The 16,561-nt window shown below is 73.8% G+C and carries 13 protein-coding genes; 6 read left to right on the top strand and 7 right to left on the bottom strand.

Going from position 1 to position 16,561, the window contains the following annotated elements; genetic code table 11:
• Positions 1–593: 593 nt before the first annotated feature.
• Positions 594–1,535, bottom strand: coding sequence for a GntR family transcriptional regulator (locus ACWC24_RS34110; protein ID WP_450666781.1), 942 nt, complete (start codon positions 1,533–1,535; stop codon positions 594–596).
• 165 nt (positions 1,536–1,700) lie between these two features.
• Here ACWC24_RS34110 and ACWC24_RS34105 point away from each other — a divergent pair, with 165 nt between their 5' ends.
• Positions 1,701–2,534 (top strand): (2Fe-2S)-binding protein, encoded by an 834-nt coding sequence (locus tag ACWC24_RS34105; RefSeq protein WP_450666780.1) that lies wholly within the window; start codon positions 1,701–1,703, stop codon positions 2,532–2,534.
• A 303-nt stretch (positions 2,535–2,837) separates the two neighbouring features.
• A complete protein-coding gene (locus tag ACWC24_RS34100) occupies positions 2,838–3,881 on the top strand; it encodes a DUF2637 domain-containing protein (RefSeq protein WP_450666779.1) in 1,044 nt (347 codons plus the stop codon).
• Between the two features lie 93 nt (positions 3,882–3,974).
• Here the strand turns inward: ACWC24_RS34100 and ACWC24_RS34095 are convergent, their stop codons facing one another.
• Positions 3,975–4,445, bottom strand: coding sequence for an ATP-binding protein (locus ACWC24_RS34095; protein WP_450666778.1), 471 nt, complete (start codon positions 4,443–4,445; stop codon positions 3,975–3,977).
• 260 nt (positions 4,446–4,705) lie between these two features.
• Between ACWC24_RS34095 and ACWC24_RS34090 the strand changes: the two genes are divergently transcribed.
• On the top strand, positions 4,706–7,723 hold the full coding sequence (locus ACWC24_RS34090) for an alpha-mannosidase (protein WP_450666777.1): 3,018 nt from the start codon (positions 4,706–4,708) through the stop codon (positions 7,721–7,723).
• 64 nt (positions 7,724–7,787) lie between these two features.
• Here ACWC24_RS34090 and ACWC24_RS34085 read toward each other — a convergent pair whose 3' ends face one another.
• Positions 7,788–9,530 carry a pyruvate dehydrogenase gene (locus ACWC24_RS34085; protein ID WP_450666776.1) on the bottom strand — a complete coding sequence of 581 codons (1,743 nt, stop codon included), beginning with the start codon at positions 9,528–9,530 and terminating at the stop codon, positions 7,788–7,790.
• A gap of 67 nt (positions 9,531–9,597) precedes the next feature.
• The gene (locus tag ACWC24_RS34080; RefSeq protein ID WP_450666775.1) at positions 9,598–11,232 is read right to left on the bottom strand and encodes a protein phosphatase 2C domain-containing protein; all 1,635 of its coding nucleotides are present in this window, start codon (positions 11,230–11,232) and stop codon (positions 9,598–9,600) included.
• A 122-nt stretch (positions 11,233–11,354) separates the two neighbouring features.
• On the opposite strand from ACWC24_RS34080, the gene ACWC24_RS34075 reads away from it, so the two are divergent.
• Complete coding sequence (locus ACWC24_RS34075) at positions 11,355–11,483, top strand: hypothetical protein (RefSeq protein WP_450666774.1); 129 nt, start codon at positions 11,355–11,357, stop codon at positions 11,481–11,483.
• A gap of 36 nt (positions 11,484–11,519) precedes the next feature.
• Entirely contained in the window at positions 11,520–12,002 is a 483-nt protein-coding gene (locus ACWC24_RS34070; protein WP_450666773.1) for a DUF456 domain-containing protein, read from the top strand.
• A gap of 149 nt (positions 12,003–12,151) precedes the next feature.
• Here the strand turns inward: ACWC24_RS34070 and ACWC24_RS34065 are convergent, their stop codons facing one another.
• From ACWC24_RS34065 to rsgA, 3 genes are all read right to left on the bottom strand, one after another.
• The gene (locus tag ACWC24_RS34065; protein WP_450666772.1) at positions 12,152–12,664 is read right to left on the bottom strand and encodes a methylated-DNA--[protein]-cysteine S-methyltransferase; all 513 of its coding nucleotides are present in this window, start codon (positions 12,662–12,664) and stop codon (positions 12,152–12,154) included.
• Entirely contained in the window at positions 12,661–14,079 is a 1,419-nt protein-coding gene (locus ACWC24_RS34060) for a bifunctional transcriptional activator/DNA repair enzyme AdaA (RefSeq protein WP_450666771.1), read from the bottom strand. Before ACWC24_RS34060 ends, ACWC24_RS34065 begins: the two co-directional genes overlap by 4 nt.
• A gap of 135 nt (positions 14,080–14,214) precedes the next feature.
• The gene (gene rsgA, locus ACWC24_RS34055; protein WP_450666770.1) at positions 14,215–15,321 is read right to left on the bottom strand and encodes a ribosome small subunit-dependent GTPase A; all 1,107 of its coding nucleotides are present in this window, start codon (positions 15,319–15,321) and stop codon (positions 14,215–14,217) included.
• A 776-nt stretch (positions 15,322–16,097) separates the two neighbouring features.
• On the opposite strand from rsgA, the gene ACWC24_RS34050 reads away from it, so the two are divergent.
• A complete protein-coding gene (locus ACWC24_RS34050; RefSeq protein WP_450666769.1) occupies positions 16,098–16,532 on the top strand; it encodes a VOC family protein in 435 nt (144 codons plus the stop codon).
• Positions 16,533–16,561: the final 29 nt, after the last annotated feature.

Below are 16,561 nucleotides of genomic sequence, written 5' to 3'. Positions count from 1 at the left end.
GCCGAGGCGAGGGCGAAGGCCCGGCCGAGGCGAGGGCGAAGGCCCGGCCGAGGCGAGGGCGAAGGCCCGGCCGAGGCGAGGGCGAAGGCCCGGCCGAGGCGAGGGCGAAGGCCCGGCCGGGGCGAGGGCGAAGGCCCGGCCGGGGCGAGGGCGAAGGCCCGGCCGGGGCGAGGGCACGACGGCACCGGGTACGAGGCCGCGCTTCGCGAGCCGTCGGCACGGGGACGGGAGCATGGGGGCGCGGCCCGCTCAGCCCCGGGTGAGACGGCCGTCGCCACCGGGGGGACGGGGTCGCGCCTCGCGGGCAGGGGCCCAGCGGGGCGGGCCGTCGGCACAGGGGCACAAGACCGCGGGCCGGTCAGCCCCGGTGGAGGCGAGGCGTCGACACCGGCGGCACCGGGTCGCGCCTCGCGGACCGGTGGGCCCCAGCGGGGGCGGGCCGCCGCCACGGGACCGGGAGCCGGTCAGCCCCGGCGGAAGCCAGGCGTCAGGCAATCAGCCCCCAGCAGGGGCCGGGCGTCGGGCGGTCAGCCCCCAGCAGAGGCCGGGTGTCGGGCGGTCAGCCCCCTGTGGAGGCCGGGCCGTTTGCCGGGTCAGGCGGTGCCGGTGAAGTGTTCTCGGAGCAGGGACCGGACCACGTCCAGGTCCTGGTCGATCAGCGCTTCCAGCAGGCTCAGGTGTTCCGACGCGTCGGCCACCAACTCCGCGCGCCGCTGCCGGGCGGCGCCCCCGACGAGCGGCCACTGCGCGCGCCGGTGCAGGTCTTCGGCGATACGGACCAGTTGGGCGTTGCCCGCGAGGGACAGCACCGCACGGTGGAAGGCACGGTCGGACTCGGCGTACGTCGCCGGGCAGCCGGTCGAAGCGGCGCGTACCGTCGCCTCGGCGAGCGGGCGCAGCTCCGCCCAGCGCTCGGGCGCCACCGCGCGGGCCAGCCGCAGCATCACCGGGACCTCGACCAGCCCCCTGACCTCGGCGAGCTCGGCCAGTTCGCGCGCGTCGCGCTCGATCACCCGGAACCCGCGGTTGGGGACGACCTCGACGGCGCCCTCCAGCGCGAGCTGCTGCATGGCCTCCCGGACGGGGGTCGCGGAGACCCCGAAGCGCTCGGCCAGCGCGGGTGCCGAGTACACCTCGCCCGGCGTCAGCTCCCCGGCCACCAGAGCGGTGCGCAGCGCGTCGACGATCTGGCCGCGCACCGAGGAACGCTGCACGGAGGGCCGCTCGACAGCCGGGTGCGGCACGGCGGGGCGGGTGCCGACGGGACGCGTGGCGGTGGACTCCAGATCCCCCAGGTGCGGCACCGCGGTCCGCTGCACGGCGGCATGGGACGACGTCGGACCGGCGACGGCGGTGTGCGGCCGGGGCATCGGCGGCTCGGCGTGCGTGTGCTCACCGCGGGCCGCGCCGTCCGGCGGCTCCTGGCGGATCCGGTCCCGGTCCGCGGCCCGCGGCTGGACCGGGACCCTCATCTCTCCGAGCCGCGCCTGCGGGGCGACCTGCGGCCCGGTGGAGCCCTGCGTGCTCTGCTCCACGGACTCTCCTCCGGGCTTGTCGGTACTTGGGGCTATTACGACGGGTTGTTACTCGTCCGTCAAGCACCTTAGGCGCAGATCCGCCTCGTTCAAATCCCGACCAGGCAGGGTAAGGTAAGCCTTACCTCTAGTCGTCCGCAGTCGACCGTGAATCGGTGGTCCGGTATGCCCCTGCCCCTGTCGGCCGTCGCGGACGCGTACGCCCGCCTCACCGAGGTCTACCCCGGGCTCACCGTGACCGAGCTGACCGGCCCCGAAGCCGCCCCGACCGGCGGCGGCTGGGTCGGCGCGACCGCCCTCGTGGACGGCGGCAGCGGCCTGGAGGCCTTCCTGGCCTGGGACGACGCCCAGGTGCTGCGGGACTACGGACAACGCGCCCGCCCGGACGTCGTCGCGAGCTTCGGACTGCACCGGTACGCCTGGCCCGCCTGCCTGCTCATCACCGTGCCCTGGTTCCTGCACCGCAGGGTGCCCCGCCTCCCCGTGACGCATGTCTCGTACGACCGCACCGCCGGCCGCATGGCCGTGCGCACCGCCTCCTTCGCCTGCCTGCCGGGCGATCCCGCCGCGGCACTGCCCGGCGCCCGGGTGGTCGCCGACGAGGAGGCGCTGCGCGCCGAGGTGCGCGCGGCGGTCGCCGAGCACATGGAACCCGTGCTCGGCGGGTTCGGCCCGCTGATGCGGCGGCGCGGGCGCGCCCTGTGGGGCATGGTGACCGACGAGATCGTCGAGGGACTCTGGTACGTCGCCCACCTGATCGGCGAGGAGCGGCGCGCGATGCGCGAGCTGGAGGCGCTGCTGCCGGGCGCGACCAGGCCGTACGTCGGCTCGGCCGCCTTCCGCGAGCTGACCGGGCCGGACGGCGAGCCGCTGCCCACCCGGGACCGGGCGAGCTGCTGCATGTTCTACACGGTGCGCCCGCAGGACACCTGCACCACCTGCCCGCGCACCTGTGACGCGGACCGGGTCGCGAAGTTGACCGCCGCAGCCGTGAGTTGACCCGGCGTCAGACCGACGGACGCACCGCCGCCACCCCCGGAACCGACCTGAGCCGACCCCGCCACGGTCACCGGGGATTCACAACTTCCTCACTTGCCGCAGGAACTATCCGTGGAACCATCCTTACGGGTAGTGTTAATCGAACTCAACTCCTGCCCCTCATATGGCAGTTCGAGCAGAGTGTCGCCCTCGGCATCCCCTTGCACCTCCTTGGCGGCCTCTTGCCCAGAAACCCCCTGAGGGCCGGTGGAATTGGGCCACTATGGCGGGCGTTACGCCCTATCCCAATGCAAGGGACCCCAGATGAGACTGACCGACATATCGCTGAACTGGCTGCTTCCCGGCGCCGTACTGCTCCTGGGCATGCTGGCGGCGGTTGCGGTGCTGGCGCGTGGCAAGCGCTCCTCGGGGAAGGACACGAGCGCGGACGACTCGTGGGAGCGCAGCGAAGAGCGCCGCAGGCGCAAGGAGGCCATATACGGCACCGCCTCCTATGTACTTCTGTTCTGCTGTGCGGCCGTTGCCGCGGCACTCTCCTTCCACGGCCTGGTCGGCTTCGGCGAGCAGAACCTGGGCCTCTCCGGCGGTTGGGAGTACCTGGTGCCGTTCGGTCTGGACGGCGCGGCGATGTTCTGCTCCGTGCTCGCGGTGCGCGAGGCCAGCCACGGCGACGCGGCCCTCGGCTCCCGCATACTCGTGTGGACGTTCGCGGGCGCGGCCGCCTGGTTCAACTGGGTCCACGCGCCCCGTGGCATCGGCCACGACGGCGCTCCCCAGTTCTTCTCCGGCATGTCCCTGTCCGCGGCGGTGCTGTTCGACCGTGCGCTGAAGCAGACCCGCCGGGCCGCGCTGCGCGAGCAGGGTCTGGTGCCGCGTCCGCTGCCGCAGATCCGTATCGTCCGCTGGCTGCGTGCGCCCCGCGAGACGTACGGCGCCTGGTCGCTGATGCTGCTGGAGGGCGTGCGCTCGCTGGACGAGGCGGTCGACGAGGTACGCGAGGACAAGCGCCAGAAGGAGGCCGCCCGGCTGCTGCGGCGCGACAAGGAGCGGGTGGAGCGCGCACAGCTCAAGGCGATCAGCCGGGGCCACCGCGGGTTCGTCGGGCGGGGCGGTCGCCGACCGGAGGCGCAGGCCCTGGAGCGGGGCCCCGAGCGCGCCGCCGCGGAGCCTGCCATATCGACACCGGAGTTGGAGCTGCCCGCGCGCTCACGGCCGTCCCTCCAGCCCGTACGGACTGGTTCTGACCCGATCACCGTCGACCTGACCACCGAGGACGACACCATGGCACTGCCGCGGCTCGACCACCTGGAGCGCAAGCTCAAGGACCTGGAGCAGCAGTTCGGCTGAGCCGGGGCCCGGTACCGGGCGGCGACGGGAGGGGGTGCGGCTCCGGCGCGCCGCACCCCCTCCCGTTCGTCCGTCCGGCCGCCCGTGCGGCCCTCACGCCGCTTCCGCGTCCAGTTCGAACCACACCGACTTGCCCACCCCGTGCGGCCGCACGCCCCACGCGGACGCGAGGGACTGCACCAGCAGCAGGCCCCGCCCGTGCGTGCCGTCCTCCGCGGCCGGGACCCGCGGCCGTGGCCGGCCGGCCACGAAGTCGCGTACCTCCACCCGCAGTCCGTCCGGTCCGACGGTGGCCGTCAGCAGGGCCTCACGGTCGGTGTGCACGAGTGCGTTGGTGACCAGCTCGCTGGTGAGCAGCTCCGCGATCTCCGACCGGCCCGGTTTCCCCCAGTGCCGCAGCAGCTCGCGCAGCGCCCTGCGGGCCTCGGGCACCGCCCGCAGGTCCGCCCGCCCCAGTCTGTGCCGCAGCTGCGACGGCCGCGTCCGCGGCCCGGCGTCCTCCGGCTCTCCCCCCACGGCTCTCGCGTCCGCTCTCACCTCCGCCGAGGTGGTCCCGGTCACCACGGGACCGCTCCCTCGTGCCTGCCTCGTCATGGCCCCCGCCCGCGCGCCGATGTCGGTTCCCCTCCAGCTCGAACACGTTCACGGGGAGACATGCCCCACCGGCATCGCCGCACTCATGCCGGATCCCCGACGACCGGGTCTTCGGCCATGCCCACGACGCCTTCGGCGGCGGCCGGGCCACGCGGACTCGTGTCGGCGCGGCCGTCCGAAAGGGGTACAGGACTTCCGACAGCACCGCCCGAGCCGCCGAGGAGAGTGCCGTGCACGACGACCGAGCCCTGGTGGAGGCGCGCCTGGAACGCGCCCTGCGACAGTTCCTGCGGCCCGCGCGGTACGGCCCCGCGGTGCCGCTGGAGCTGTCCGTGTGGCACGTACCGGGCGAGCCGGTGCCGGTGGAGCAGGCCCTGCGGGCGGACTACGAGCCCTTCACGGCCGGCACCGAGTGGGGAAAGCCCTGGTCGACGAGCTGGTTCCGGCTGACCGGCCGGGTGCCCGAGGAGTGGGCGGGGCGGCGGGTGGAGGCGGTGATCGACCCCGGGTTCACCCGCGACGGCCCCGGCTTCCAGGCGGAGGGCCTGCTCTTCGACACCTCCGGAGTACCGCTGAAGGGAATCCACCCCCGCAACCGGCACCTGACCGTCGGCCGCCCCGCGCGCGGCGGCGAGCCGGTGGACCTGCTCCTGGAGGCGGCGGCCAACCCCGCCGTGCTGCACGGCGGCTTCGAGCCGACCCGCCTGGGCGACGTGCTGACCGCGGGCGACCGGCCCTGCTACCGGTTCCGCGCCGCCGAACTGGCCGTGCTGAACGAGGACGTATGGCACCTGGTCATCGACGTCGAGGTGCTGTCGGAGCTGATGTACGAGCTGGACGCGCAGCGGCCGCGCCGGCACGAGATCCTGCGCGCCCTGGAGGACATGCTCGACACCCTGGATCTGCACGACGTGCCCGGCACCGCGGCGGCGGCCCGCGCGGCCCTCACGGACGTGCTGTCCCGCCCGGCGGCGGCGAGCGCCCACCGCGTCTCGGCGACCGGGCACGCCCACATCGACTCGGCGTGGCTGTGGCCGCTGCGCGAGACGGTCCGCAAGGCGTCCCGCACCTTCGCCAACGTCACCGCGCTCGCCGCCGACTACCCCGAACTGGTCTTCTCCTGCTCGCAGGCCCAGCAGTACGCGTGGGTGAAGGAGCACCAGCCGCACATCTGGGAGCGCATCAGGAAAGCGGTCCAGGACGGCAACTGGGCGCCGGTCGGCTCGATGTGGGTGGAGTCGGACGCCAACATGCCCGGCGGCGAGGCGCTGGCCCGCCAACTCACCCACGGCAAACGGTTCTTCGCCGAGGAACTGGGCGTGCGGACGGAGGAAATCTGGCTGCCCGACTCCTTCGGCTACACCGCAGCCTTCCCGCAGCTCGCGAAGTTGGCCGGAATCCGCTGGTTCCTCAGCCAGAAGCTGAGCTGGAACCAGTCCAACCGGATGCCCCACCACTCCTTCTGGTGGGAGGGCATCGACGGCACCCGCGTCTTCACCCACTTCCCGCCCGTCGACACCTACAACTCCCAGCTGCACGGCCGTGAACTCGCCCACGCCGAACGCAACTTCGCCGACAAGGGGCGGGCGAGCCGGTCCCTGGTCCCGTTCGGCTGGGGCGACGGCGGCGGCGGACCCACCCGGGAGATGCTGGAGAAGGCGCGGCGGCTGCGCTCCCTGGAGGGCTCACCGCGGGTGGAGATCGAGCGGCCGTCCGCCTTCTTCGCGGCCGCCGAGCAGGAGTACGGGCCGCAGGCGCCGGTGTGGTCGGGCGAGCTGTACCTGGAGCTGCACCGGGCCACCTACACCACCCAGGCGAAGACCAAGCAGGGCAACCGGCGCTGCGAACACGCTTTGCGCGAGGCCGAGCTGTGGTGCGCGACGGCGGCCGTGCGCAGCGCGTCGTACGCCTATCCGTACGACGCGCTGGACCGGCTGTGGAAGACGGTGCTGCTGCACCAGTTCCACGACATCCTGCCCGGCTCGTCCATCGCGTGGGTGCACCGGGAGGCCCGGGAGACGTACGCGCGCGTACTGGCGGAGCTGGCGGAGCTCACGGCCGGGGCGGTGCGGGCGCTGGGGCCGGGCGGCCCGGCGGTGCTCAACGCCTCGCCGTACGAGCGGACCGAGGTGGTCGGGGACGCGGTGGTGACCGTACCGGGGCTGGGCGGCGCCGCGGTACCGACGACGGCGCCCGCCCGGGGCGTCCGCGCGGAGCGCGACGGCGACACGCTCGTGCTGGAGAACGCGTGGCTGCGCGTGCGCGTCGACGCCGACGGTCTGCTGACGTCCGTGCGGGATCTGGTGGCCGGCCGGGAGGTCCTGTGCGGGCCCGGCAACCTCCTCCAGCTGCACCCCGACCACCCCAACGCGTGGGACGCCTGGGACATCGACCGGCACTACCGGCGCCGGCACACGGACCTGACGGAGGCGGACTCGGTAGAGCTGGTGGCGGACGGTCCGCTGCGGGCCGCCGTACGGGTCACCCGCGCGTTCGGCGCCTCGCGGCTGAGCCAGGAGATCCGGCTGACCGCCGCGAGCCGTCGCGTCGACATCGTCACGGACGTCGACTGGCAGGAGTCCGAGAAGGTCCTCAAGGCCGCCTTCCCGCTCGACGTGCACGCCGAACGCTCCGCCGCCGAGATCCAGTTCGGGCATGTGCACCGCCCCACCCACACCAACACGTCCTGGGACGCGGCCCGTTTCGAGATCTGCGCCCACCGCTGGCTGCGGGTGGCGGAGGAGGGCTACGGCGTGGCGGTCCTCAACGACTCGACGTACGGCCACGACGTGACCCGCACCCCGTACGAGGGCGGCCTCGGCACGACCGTACGGCTGACCCTGCTGCGCGCCCCGCACAGCCCGGATCCCGAGACCGACCTCGGCACCCACCGCTTCACGTACGCGCTGCTGCCGGGCGCGGCGGTAGGGGACGCGGTCGCGGAGGGGCTGGCGCTCAATCTGCCGCTGCGGCCCGCCGAGGCGCCGGCGCCCGCGCCGCTGGTGCGGGTGGCGGACCCGGCGGTGACCGTCGAGTCGGTGAAGCTCGCGGACGACCGCGGCGGGGACGTGGTGGTCCGGCTGTACGAGTCCCGGGGCGGGCGGGCCCGCTGCGAGCTGTCGGCGGACTTCCCGGTCGCCCGTACGGAGGTGACCGACCTGCTCGAACAGCCGCTGCCCGACGGCCCGGACCCGGCCGCGGTCCTGCGGCCGTTCGAGATCCGCACCCTGCGGCTGCGCCGCTCCTGAAACCGGCCGCCCGGCCGGACCCGCACCCTCGCCCCGGTGGACGCCGTGCCGCCGGGGCGGGGCGTCAAGGGCGCGGCACGTTGCGCAGGTTGGAGCGGGCCATCTGGAGCATCCGGCCGACGCCGCCGTCCAGGACCATCTTCGACGCGGACAGCGCGAAGCCGGTCACCATCTCCGCCCTGATCTTCGGCGGGATGGACAGGGCGTTGGGGTCGGTGACGACGTCGACGAGGGCCGGACCCTTGTGCGCGAAGGCGTCCTTCAGGGCGCCGGCGAGCTGTTTGGGCTTCTCCACCCGCATCCCGTGGGCGCCGCAGGCCCGGGCGACGGCGGCGAAGTCGGGGTTCTTGTTGGTGGTGCCGTACGCGGGCAGACCGGCCACCAGCATCTCCAACTCCACCATGCTGAGGGACGAGTTGTTGAAGAGCACGACCTTCACCGGCAGGTCGTACTGGACCAGGGTCAGGAAGTCGCCCATCAGCATCGCGAACCCGCCGTCGCCGGACATCGACACGACCTGCCGGCCGCGGTCGGTGAACTGCGCGCCGATCGCCATCGGCAGCGCGTTCGCCATCGACCCGTGGGAGAAGGAACCGATGACGCGGCGACGGCCGTTGGGCGAGATGTAGCGGGCGGCCCAGACGTTGCACATGCCGGTGTCGACGGTGAAGACCGCGTCGTCGTCCGCGAGTTCGTCCAGCACGGACGCCACGTACTCGGGGTGGATCGGAACGTGCTTCTCCACCTTCCGGGTGTACGCCTTCACCACCCCCTCCAGCGCGTTGGCATGCTTGGTGAGCATCCGGTCGAGGAAGCGCCGGTCGTCCTTGGGCCGCACCCTCGGGGTGAGACAGCGCAGGGTCTCCCGTACGTCGCCCCACACCGCGAGGTCCAGCTTGGAACGACGGCCCAGGTGTTCGGGCCGGACGTCGACCTGGGCGATCCGCACGTCGTCGGGCAGGAAGGCGTTGTACGGGAAGTCGGTGCCGAGCAGGAGCAGCAGGTCGCACTCGTGGGTGGCCTCGTAGGCGGCGCCGTAGCCGAGCAGTCCGCTCATCCCGACGTCGTACGGGTTGTCGTACTGGATCCATTCCTTGCCGCGCAGGGCGTGGCCCACGGGGGACTTGACCTTCCCGGCGAACTCCATGACCTCGGCGTGCGCGCCCGCCGTGCCGCTGCCGCAGAACAGGGTGACCTTCTCGGCCCGGTCGATCATCTCGACCAGCCGGTCGATCTCGGTGTCGCCCGGCCGGACGGTGGGGCGGGCGGTGACGAGCGCGGTCTCGAAGGTCTTCTCGGGTGCGGGCAGGTCGGCGATGTCGCCGGGGAGGGTGACGACGCTGACCCCGCCGAGGCCGATGGCGTGCTGGACGGCGGTCTGGAGCACCCGGGGCATCTGCTTCGGGCTGGAGATCAGTTCGCTGTAGTGGCTGCACTCGGCGAACAGCCGGTCGGGGTGGGTCTCCTGGAAGTAGCCGAGGCCGATCTCGCTGGAGGGGATGTGCGAGGCGAGGGCCAAGACCGGGGCCATGGAGCGATGGGCGTCGTACAGGCCGTTGATCAGGTGCAGGTTGCCGGGTCCGCAGGAGCCCGCGCAGGCCGCCAGCTTCCCGGTGAGCTGGGCCTCGGCGCCGGCCGCGAAGGCCGCCGTCTCCTCGTGGCGTACGTGGATCCAGTCGATGGCGGAGTTGCGGCGGACCGCGTCGACCACCGGGTTGAGGCTGTCGCCGACGACGCCGTACAGGCGGGTGACTCCGGCGCGGGTGAGGATGTCCACGAACTGTTCGGCGACGTTCTGCTTGGCCATGGCTGTCGGATGTCCTCCCGGTCGGCTGCGGATGCCTCCGGTTTCCATGGAGACACAGCAGCCGCCGTCACGCCTCCCAGACCGCCGCCGCCGTACGGTCGTCCGCGTACCCCTTGACCCGGACCAGGGTGTCCGCGAGGAACGCGGCGAGACCGGGCGCCTCCCCCGCCGACCACCGCTCGCCGAGGTATCCGCAGAGTTCGGGCTCGCCGCGCAGCGGCTCGGCGAGGCCGCCGGTGCACACCAGCAGGGTGTCACCCGGCCGGGCTACCGAGGCCCGGAAGCGGAAGGGTTCGCGGGGTGCCTGCGGGGCGGGTTCGTAGGGGCTCGGCGGGGTCGGGATGCCCAGGTCCATGGTGAGCCGGTCGCCCTCGGGAGTCTCGGCGGGCGGCGAGCCGAAGCCGACCACGGGTCCGCCCCTGGTCTCGGTTACCCGAGGCTCGATGTCCTGCCATTCGCCGCCCCGCAGCCGGAACAGCCCGCCCTCGCCGACTCCGAAGAACACCCGGGTACGGCAGTCGGGGTCGGCCGGCAGCAGCAGACAGCGCAGGTCGGCCGTGTACGCGTCGGGGTCGATGCCGTGGAGCGTGGCACTGGCGCGGAGTTTGCCGAGGCTGCGGTCGGTGAGGCGGTGCAGGCCGGACTTGAGTTCGCCGCGCCGTCCGGCCCGGATGTCCTCCGCGAGCCGGGCATGGCTGCGGCCCACGGCACGGCCCATCCACTGGCAGGCCTCCGCGGCCGCCCGGTGGGCCCCGGTCGTGGCACGGGCGCCGGTCGCCATGGCCACCAGCACCAGGGCCGCGTCGCCCTGTCCGAAGCGTGCGGTGAGCAGCGCGTCGCGGCGCGGTTCGCCACGGAAGCGGGCCGAGTCGCCGCGGGCGGAGACGGCGCGCAGGGTGCAGGCGCCGTAGTGGGCTCCGTCGAGCACGGTGTCGGCGACCAGGTCGTCGAGTGCGTCGGGGTCGGCGGGCGGGAGCGCGGTCGGTTCGGCGTCGTAGGTGGGCGGCCCGGAGCCGACGTGGTCGCGGCGGCCGGCCCGGTCGACGACGGGGAGGCCGAGACGGGTGTCGGTGCCCGGCCGCGGCCCGTCGGCGGGGAGGGCGGCGTCGGAGGGCGGTCCTGCGGGGTCCCGGCGGGCGGGGCCCGCGCCGGTCACGGCGGGGCCGGTCACCGAGTTCGTGCGCTCCTGGGGGGTGCGCTGGTGGAACCCAGGCGGCATGGGCCCGGGCGGGAAGGCCGCGGGGGCCTCGGCGGGAGCGGGCGGCGGGAGTTCGGGGCGGGCGGGGAGTTCGGGGAGGGCGGGGAGTTCGGGGAGGACGGTGCCGGGCGCTGCGGACGGCGGTTCGGGACGGGGCGCCGGGTCCGGGAGAGCCGCCGGGTCGGGACGGGCGGGCAGGTCGGGGAGGAGCGCCGGGTCCGCGGCGGAGGAGAGGTCCGCGGCGGAGGGCCGGTCAGGGCTGAAAGGTGGTTCGGGCGCGGTGGACAGCGGTTCCCAGGGGGCGCGCTGCCGCGGCGGCACCGCCCGCGCCGCGCCGCCCTCCGGTAACGCCGTCCCGTCCCCCAGCGTCCCCGCGGCCGAGGCGAACCGGTCGTCCAGCGAGTCGGCCGCGGCCACCGGGCCGGTGTCCTCGGTGGAGTCGTCGTACAGCTGCCTCCACCAGTCGTCCTCGTGACCGGTGGGCCTTCCCCCCTGCTGGCTCATGCCCCTAATTGTCCACCGCGAGGGCCTGATGAAAACGGGGCATCAGGAAAATCCTGTGCGATCCCTCCCCGCCGAACGGCATATAGGGTGACATCGGGAACACCAGTACGTATCTGTGACCGGTGGTGCGCAAGAGCAGGCCGGAGGGCGGGGTGCGCACGCACGGGCAGGACCGGATGGCGCGGGACCGGATGGCGCGGGACCGGATGGCGCGGGACCGGATGGCGCGGGACCGGATGGCGCGGGACTGACCTGCCGTTCCTCCCCGGCTCGGGCACCCTGGGCAGATGGGAGTGTGGGAACTCCTGCTGGTCGGCCTGGTGGTCCTGCTCGGCCTGTGCGGAGTGCTGGTACCCGGGGTGCCGGGGGCGTGGCTGGTGTGGTCCGGGGTCCTGTGGTGGGCGCTGAACGATCCGCAGCCGGTCGCCTGGGGCGTCCTCGTCGGCGCCACCTGCACCCTGTTCCTCGCCCAGGCGGTGCGCTGGGCGCTGCCGCCCCGGCGGCTGCGGCAGAGCGCGGCCAGTTCCCGGATGGCCGTGTACGCCGGGGCCGGGGCGCTGGCAGGCTTCGTCCTGCTCCCCGTGCTCGGCGCGGTCCCGGGATTCGTGGGCGGCATCTACCTGTGCGAGCGGCTGCGCCTGGGCGGGTCGGCCGAGGCGCGGGCGTCGGTGCACGAGGTGATGCGGGCGGGCGGCTGGAGCGTCCTGACCGAGCTGTTCGCCTGCCTGCTGGTCACGGGGGCGTGGCTGGGCGCGGTGGTGTGGGGATGAGGGGCGGGGTTCCGAGGGGGCGGGATTCCGAGGGGACGGCAGGTCCCCCGGCGGTCCCCTCGGCGCGGGGGCGGTATTCCCCCCGGCGGTCCCTCGGCGCGGGGGCGGTATTCCCCCCCGGCGGTCCCCCGGCGGTCCCCCGGCAGCGGTCAGAGCCCGCGGTCCGCCGTCAGCGCTCCTTCCAGCGTCAGCAGCCGTACCTTGCGCTCCAGGCCCGCCGCGTAGCCCGTCAGCGAGCCGTCGGCGCCGATCACCCGGTGGCAGGGGCGGACGACGAGCAGCGGGTTGGCGCCGATCGCGCCGCCGACCGCCCGCACGGCGGCCCGGGAGGCCCCGATCCGCGCGGCGATCTCTCCGTACGTGGTGGTCGCCCCGTAGGGCACGGTGTCGAGGGCGTCCCACACCCGGGTACGGAAGTCCGTCCCCTCGGCGCGCAGCGGCAGCCGGAACTCCTCGAGCTCCCCGGCGAAGTAGGCGGCGAGCTGCAGCGCGCTCTCGCGGAACGGCCCGGGGTCCTCGCGCAGGCCGTCCAGGTCCGCGCGGGTGCGTCCGCCCTTCTGGCCGGGCAGCGACAGCGAGGTCAGCGCACCGTCGGCGGCGGCGGTCAGCAGCAGCGGCCCGAGCGGGCTGTCGAGGCTGGTCCAGTACGACGGGCTGGTCATCGGTTCTCCGTAAGTTGTCGGGTGGCCCGCTCGTCGGCGGCGCGCAGGTGGTGCAGTGCGTAGGAGCGCCAGGGGCGCCAGGTGCCGGGGACGTCCGCGCCGGGCGGCGCGACGTCCGGGTCGCCGAGGGCGCGGGTGCGGATCACCGCCACCGTCCGGGCGTCCATGCCGGGCAGGGCGAGCAGGGCCTGCTCGGCGTCGTCCCGGTCGGCGCCCACGTCCAGTCGTACGGTTCCGTCGGCGAGGGCGGTGGCGAGCGCGCCCAGCGGGCCGTCGCGCCCGGTCCCGGCCAGGGCGGCGGGTTCCGGGAAGAGGTGGGTGAGCGTGCCGCAGGGCGCGTCGAGTGCCTTGCCGCGGCGGCGCACGAGTTCCGCGGCGGCGGCCCGGCCCACCAGGGCCCGCACCGCGAGTTCGTCCGGGTCGGCGGCGCCCGGTGAGCGCAGTCCCGGCCGGGCGGCGACCAGCGGGGCGAGCCGCGGGTCGGCGCCGAGCCGCTCGTCGACGGCGTACGGGTCGGCGTCGAGGTCGAACAGCCGCCGCAGCCGTTGCACGGCGGTGGTGAGGTCCCGTGGGTCGGTCAGCCGCAGCCGGGCGTCGAGCCAGCCGCCGGCGTGGGCGGCGGCGGTCGCCCGCTGGGTGACCGGTCGCTCGCGGACCGCGGCGATCCCGGTGCCGTGGGGCAGGCGCAGGGTACGCCGGTAGGTGCGGTCACCGGGGGTGCCGGTGACCTCCTCGACGCCGGGCAGCGCCTCGCGGGCGAGCAGGTCCAGGACGGGACCTGCCTGGTAGGGGCCGCGGTGGGCGAGCCGGATCGGGATCCCGGCGGCGGGCGTGACGGCGGTGGCCGGTCCGCCGCGGGGCGCGGCGGCGCGCAGTGCGCTGGGGGTGGCGGCGTAGACGGCCCGGATGGTGTCGTTGAACTGGCGGACGCTGGCGAAGCCGGACGCGAAGGCGATCTCCGTGACCGGCAGTCCGGTCGTCTGGAGCAGCACGCGCGCGGTGTGCGCCCGCTGGGCGCGGGCGAGGGCGACCGGCCCCGCGCCGAGTTCCGAGGTGAGCTGGCGCTGTACCTGCCGGGCGCTGTAGCCCAGCCGGACGGCGAGGCCCGCGACGCCCTCGCGGTCGACCACGCCGTCGCCGATCAGCCGCATGGCCCGGCCCACGACGTCGGCCCGTACGTTCCAGGCGGCCGATCCCGGTACGGCGTCCGGGCGGCACCGCCGGCAGGCCCGGAACCCCGAGCCCTGCGCGGCGGCGGCCGTCGCGAAGAACCGTACGTTGCGTCGCCGTGGGGTGACGGCGGGACAGCTCGGGCGGCAGTAGATGCCGGTCGTCTCGACGGCGAAGAAGAACTCGCCGTCGAACCGGGCGTCCCGGCTGCGCACGGCCTCGTACCTGCTGTCCTCGTCCCTCACGAGGTCCAGTGTGGGCGATCGGCGGACGGCCGGGCTGGCGGGTATCGGACATCGCCCTCACCCGCCGGCCCGCCGCCCGCCGGTCCCCGCCCGGTATCGATGCCCGGGCCCGTCACCCGGCGGGGGCCGCGGGGATCACCGCGGTCCCCGCCCTCGCTTCGCCTCCATGGCGGCCCGGCCTTCCGCGCCCTTGCGCTTCCAGTCCTTGCGGATCTCCGCCCGCAGCCGGGCGTCGGTCTTGGCGACGATCCACTGGTTCTCCCGGACGAGCTTGCGGTAGCTGTCCAGCCGTCGCACGGCCAGCTCCCCCGTCTCCAGCGCGGCCAGCACCGCGCAGCCCGGTTCGGACTCGTGCGCGCAGTCGTGGAAGCGGCACCGCCCCGCCAGCTCCTCGATCTCGGCGAAGACCTGTCCGACGCCGGTCTCGGCGTCCCACAGGCCGACCCCGCGCAGGCCTGGGGTGTCGATCAGCACGCCGCCGCCGGGCAGGACGAGGAGGTTGCGCGTGGTGGTGGTGTGCCGGCCCTTGCCGTCGACGTCACGGGTGGCCTGTACGCCCATCACGTCGTCGCCGAGCAGCGCGTTCGCGAGGCTCGACTTGCCCGCGCCGGACTGGCCGAGCAGCACGGACGTACCGCCGCCGACAAGGGCGACGAGGACGTCCAGTCCGGTTCCGTCGTGGGCGCTGACGGTCAGCACCGGCACGCCGGGCGCCGTCGTCTCCACGTCCTGGACGAGGTACGACAGGCCGACCGGGTCCGGCACGAGGTCGGCCTTGGTGAGCACCACCACGGGCTGCGCGCCGGACTCCCAGGCCAGGGCGAGGAAGCGTTCGACGCGGCCGAGGTCGAGTTCGCCGCCCAGGGAGACGGCGACGACGGCGTGGTCGACGTTGGCGGCGAGGATCTGTCCCTCGGACCGCTTGGAGGAGGTGGAGCGTACGAAGGCGGTACGGCGGGTCAGCAGGGTCCGCACATAGCGCGGATCACCGCCGTCCGGGTCGACGGCGACCCAGTCGCCCGTGCACACGACCTTCATGGGATCGCGGGGGACGACGAACTCGGTGTCGGCCCGCACGGTGCCGTCAGGGGTGACGACGTCGCACTGGCCGCGGTCGACCCGTACGACCCGGCCGGGCAGCAGACCCTGCCGGGCGTAGGGGGCGAACTCGGTCTCCCGATCCGCGTCCCAGCCGTAGCGGGCGAGAGGGTGCGCGGAAGGAGGCTGAACGGAGGAAGACAAGGGATGACCCTTCACAAGGGTGGCCCCGGAGCCGGACCGCGCACACGGGCGCGGAGACCGGAGATGTCAGCCGAGGGCCACGGAGGTGGAATCGATGAACTCGTGGATGCGGGCATCGCCCATCGCAACGACAGTCATCAGTCACACCTCCCGGATCACGCTCGCCGACCACGACGGCCGGCGGCCGCCTCGGAACCAGGGAAACCCTAGCCGGGTGTCTCACCGGAAGGCCAGCGCTTTTCTCCGTGGCGGGAATCCGTCCGGGCCGAAGGAGCACGCCCGTCGGCCAGGGGCGCCGGACGGAGGTGGCCCGTCACCAGGAAGTCCGGTGGCCCTGTGGTGCGTCGGGCCGTCGTCCCGGCTGGACCTGGCGCGGACGCACGGAGCACGGGGTGTCCGTGGCGTCTGCCGTACCTGCCGACGCGGTCGGCACAAGTCGCTTCGATATCACCGGTGCTGACACGCCGGTGGATATACAGGACCCGGCGGTGGGATGCCCGAAAACCAGTGGAGCGGTGCCGCCGTGGATCACTACCATGCGGCCGAACCGAGCCGTCTAAGGGCTGTCCCGCAACTGATCTTGGCCTGAAGGTGGTTGGTCAGGACTGGATCCTGAGGACCACTGGGGCGCTCCGCCGCCACGGCCGCGTCATTCTCCTGGACTGTTCGGTTTGATCACTTGGTATCCAAGGCGGCCCAGGATGCGATGGGTGGCGGGCGGATCCGCCTGGGGAAATGAGCGGCAGGGTCCCCCTGGTAAGCGGTACGGTGCGCCGATGTCAGAGATCAAAAAGTTCCAAGTCACCTTTGACTGCGCAGAACCTGAGCGCCTCGCTCGCTTCTGGTGTGAAGTGTTGGGGTACGTCATGCCGCCGCCACCTGAGGGGTTCACCACCTGGGACGATTTCAACCGCACCCTGCCTCCCGAGAAGCAGGGATCATGGTTCGCCTGCAGTGATCCCTCAGGCGTGGGCCCGCGCCTGTACTTCCAGCGCGTCCCTGAAGGCAAGATCGTCAAGAATCGGGTGCATCTCGACGTCCGGGTCGGTACCGGGCTCGTGGGGGACGGGCGCCTCGCCGCGCTCGAAGCCGAGTGTGCACGACTGGTCGCGCTCGGTGCGACCCACGTGCAAACGCTGTATGCCGATGAGGAAAACGAGTCGTGCATCCCGATGCTGGACATCGAGGGCAACGAGTTCTGTATCGACTGAACATCCTTCGAGCCGGGGAGGCGGGGAGC

The organism is Streptomyces sp. NPDC001443, from assembly GCF_053597355.1.
Note: the sequence above shows the minus strand (reverse complement) of the source record. Positions and strands in the feature narration are given on the sequence as shown.

Bases quoted from the DNA above. Each gene is read 5' to 3' on its own strand.
- ACWC24_RS34105 (WP_450666780.1), top strand. From the start codon at position 1,701: ATGCCCCTGCCCCTGTCGGCCGTCGCGGACGCGTACGCCCGCCTCACC.
- ACWC24_RS34100 (WP_450666779.1), top strand. From the start codon at position 2,838: ATGAGACTGACCGACATATCGCTGAACTGGCTGCTTCCCGGCGCCGTA.
- ACWC24_RS34085 (WP_450666776.1), bottom strand. From the start codon at position 9,530: ATGGCCAAGCAGAACGTCGCCGAACAGTTCGTGGACATCCTCACCCGC.
- ACWC24_RS34080 (WP_450666775.1), bottom strand. From the start codon at position 11,232: ATGAGCCAGCAGGGGGGAAGGCCCACCGGTCACGAGGACGACTGGTGG.
- ACWC24_RS34070 (WP_450666773.1), top strand. From the start codon at position 11,520: ATGGGAGTGTGGGAACTCCTGCTGGTCGGCCTGGTGGTCCTGCTCGGC.
- ACWC24_RS34065 (WP_450666772.1), bottom strand. From the start codon at position 12,664: ATGACCAGCCCGTCGTACTGGACCAGCCTCGACAGCCCGCTCGGGCCG.
- ACWC24_RS34050 (WP_450666769.1), top strand. From the start codon at position 16,098: ATGTCAGAGATCAAAAAGTTCCAAGTCACCTTTGACTGCGCAGAACCT.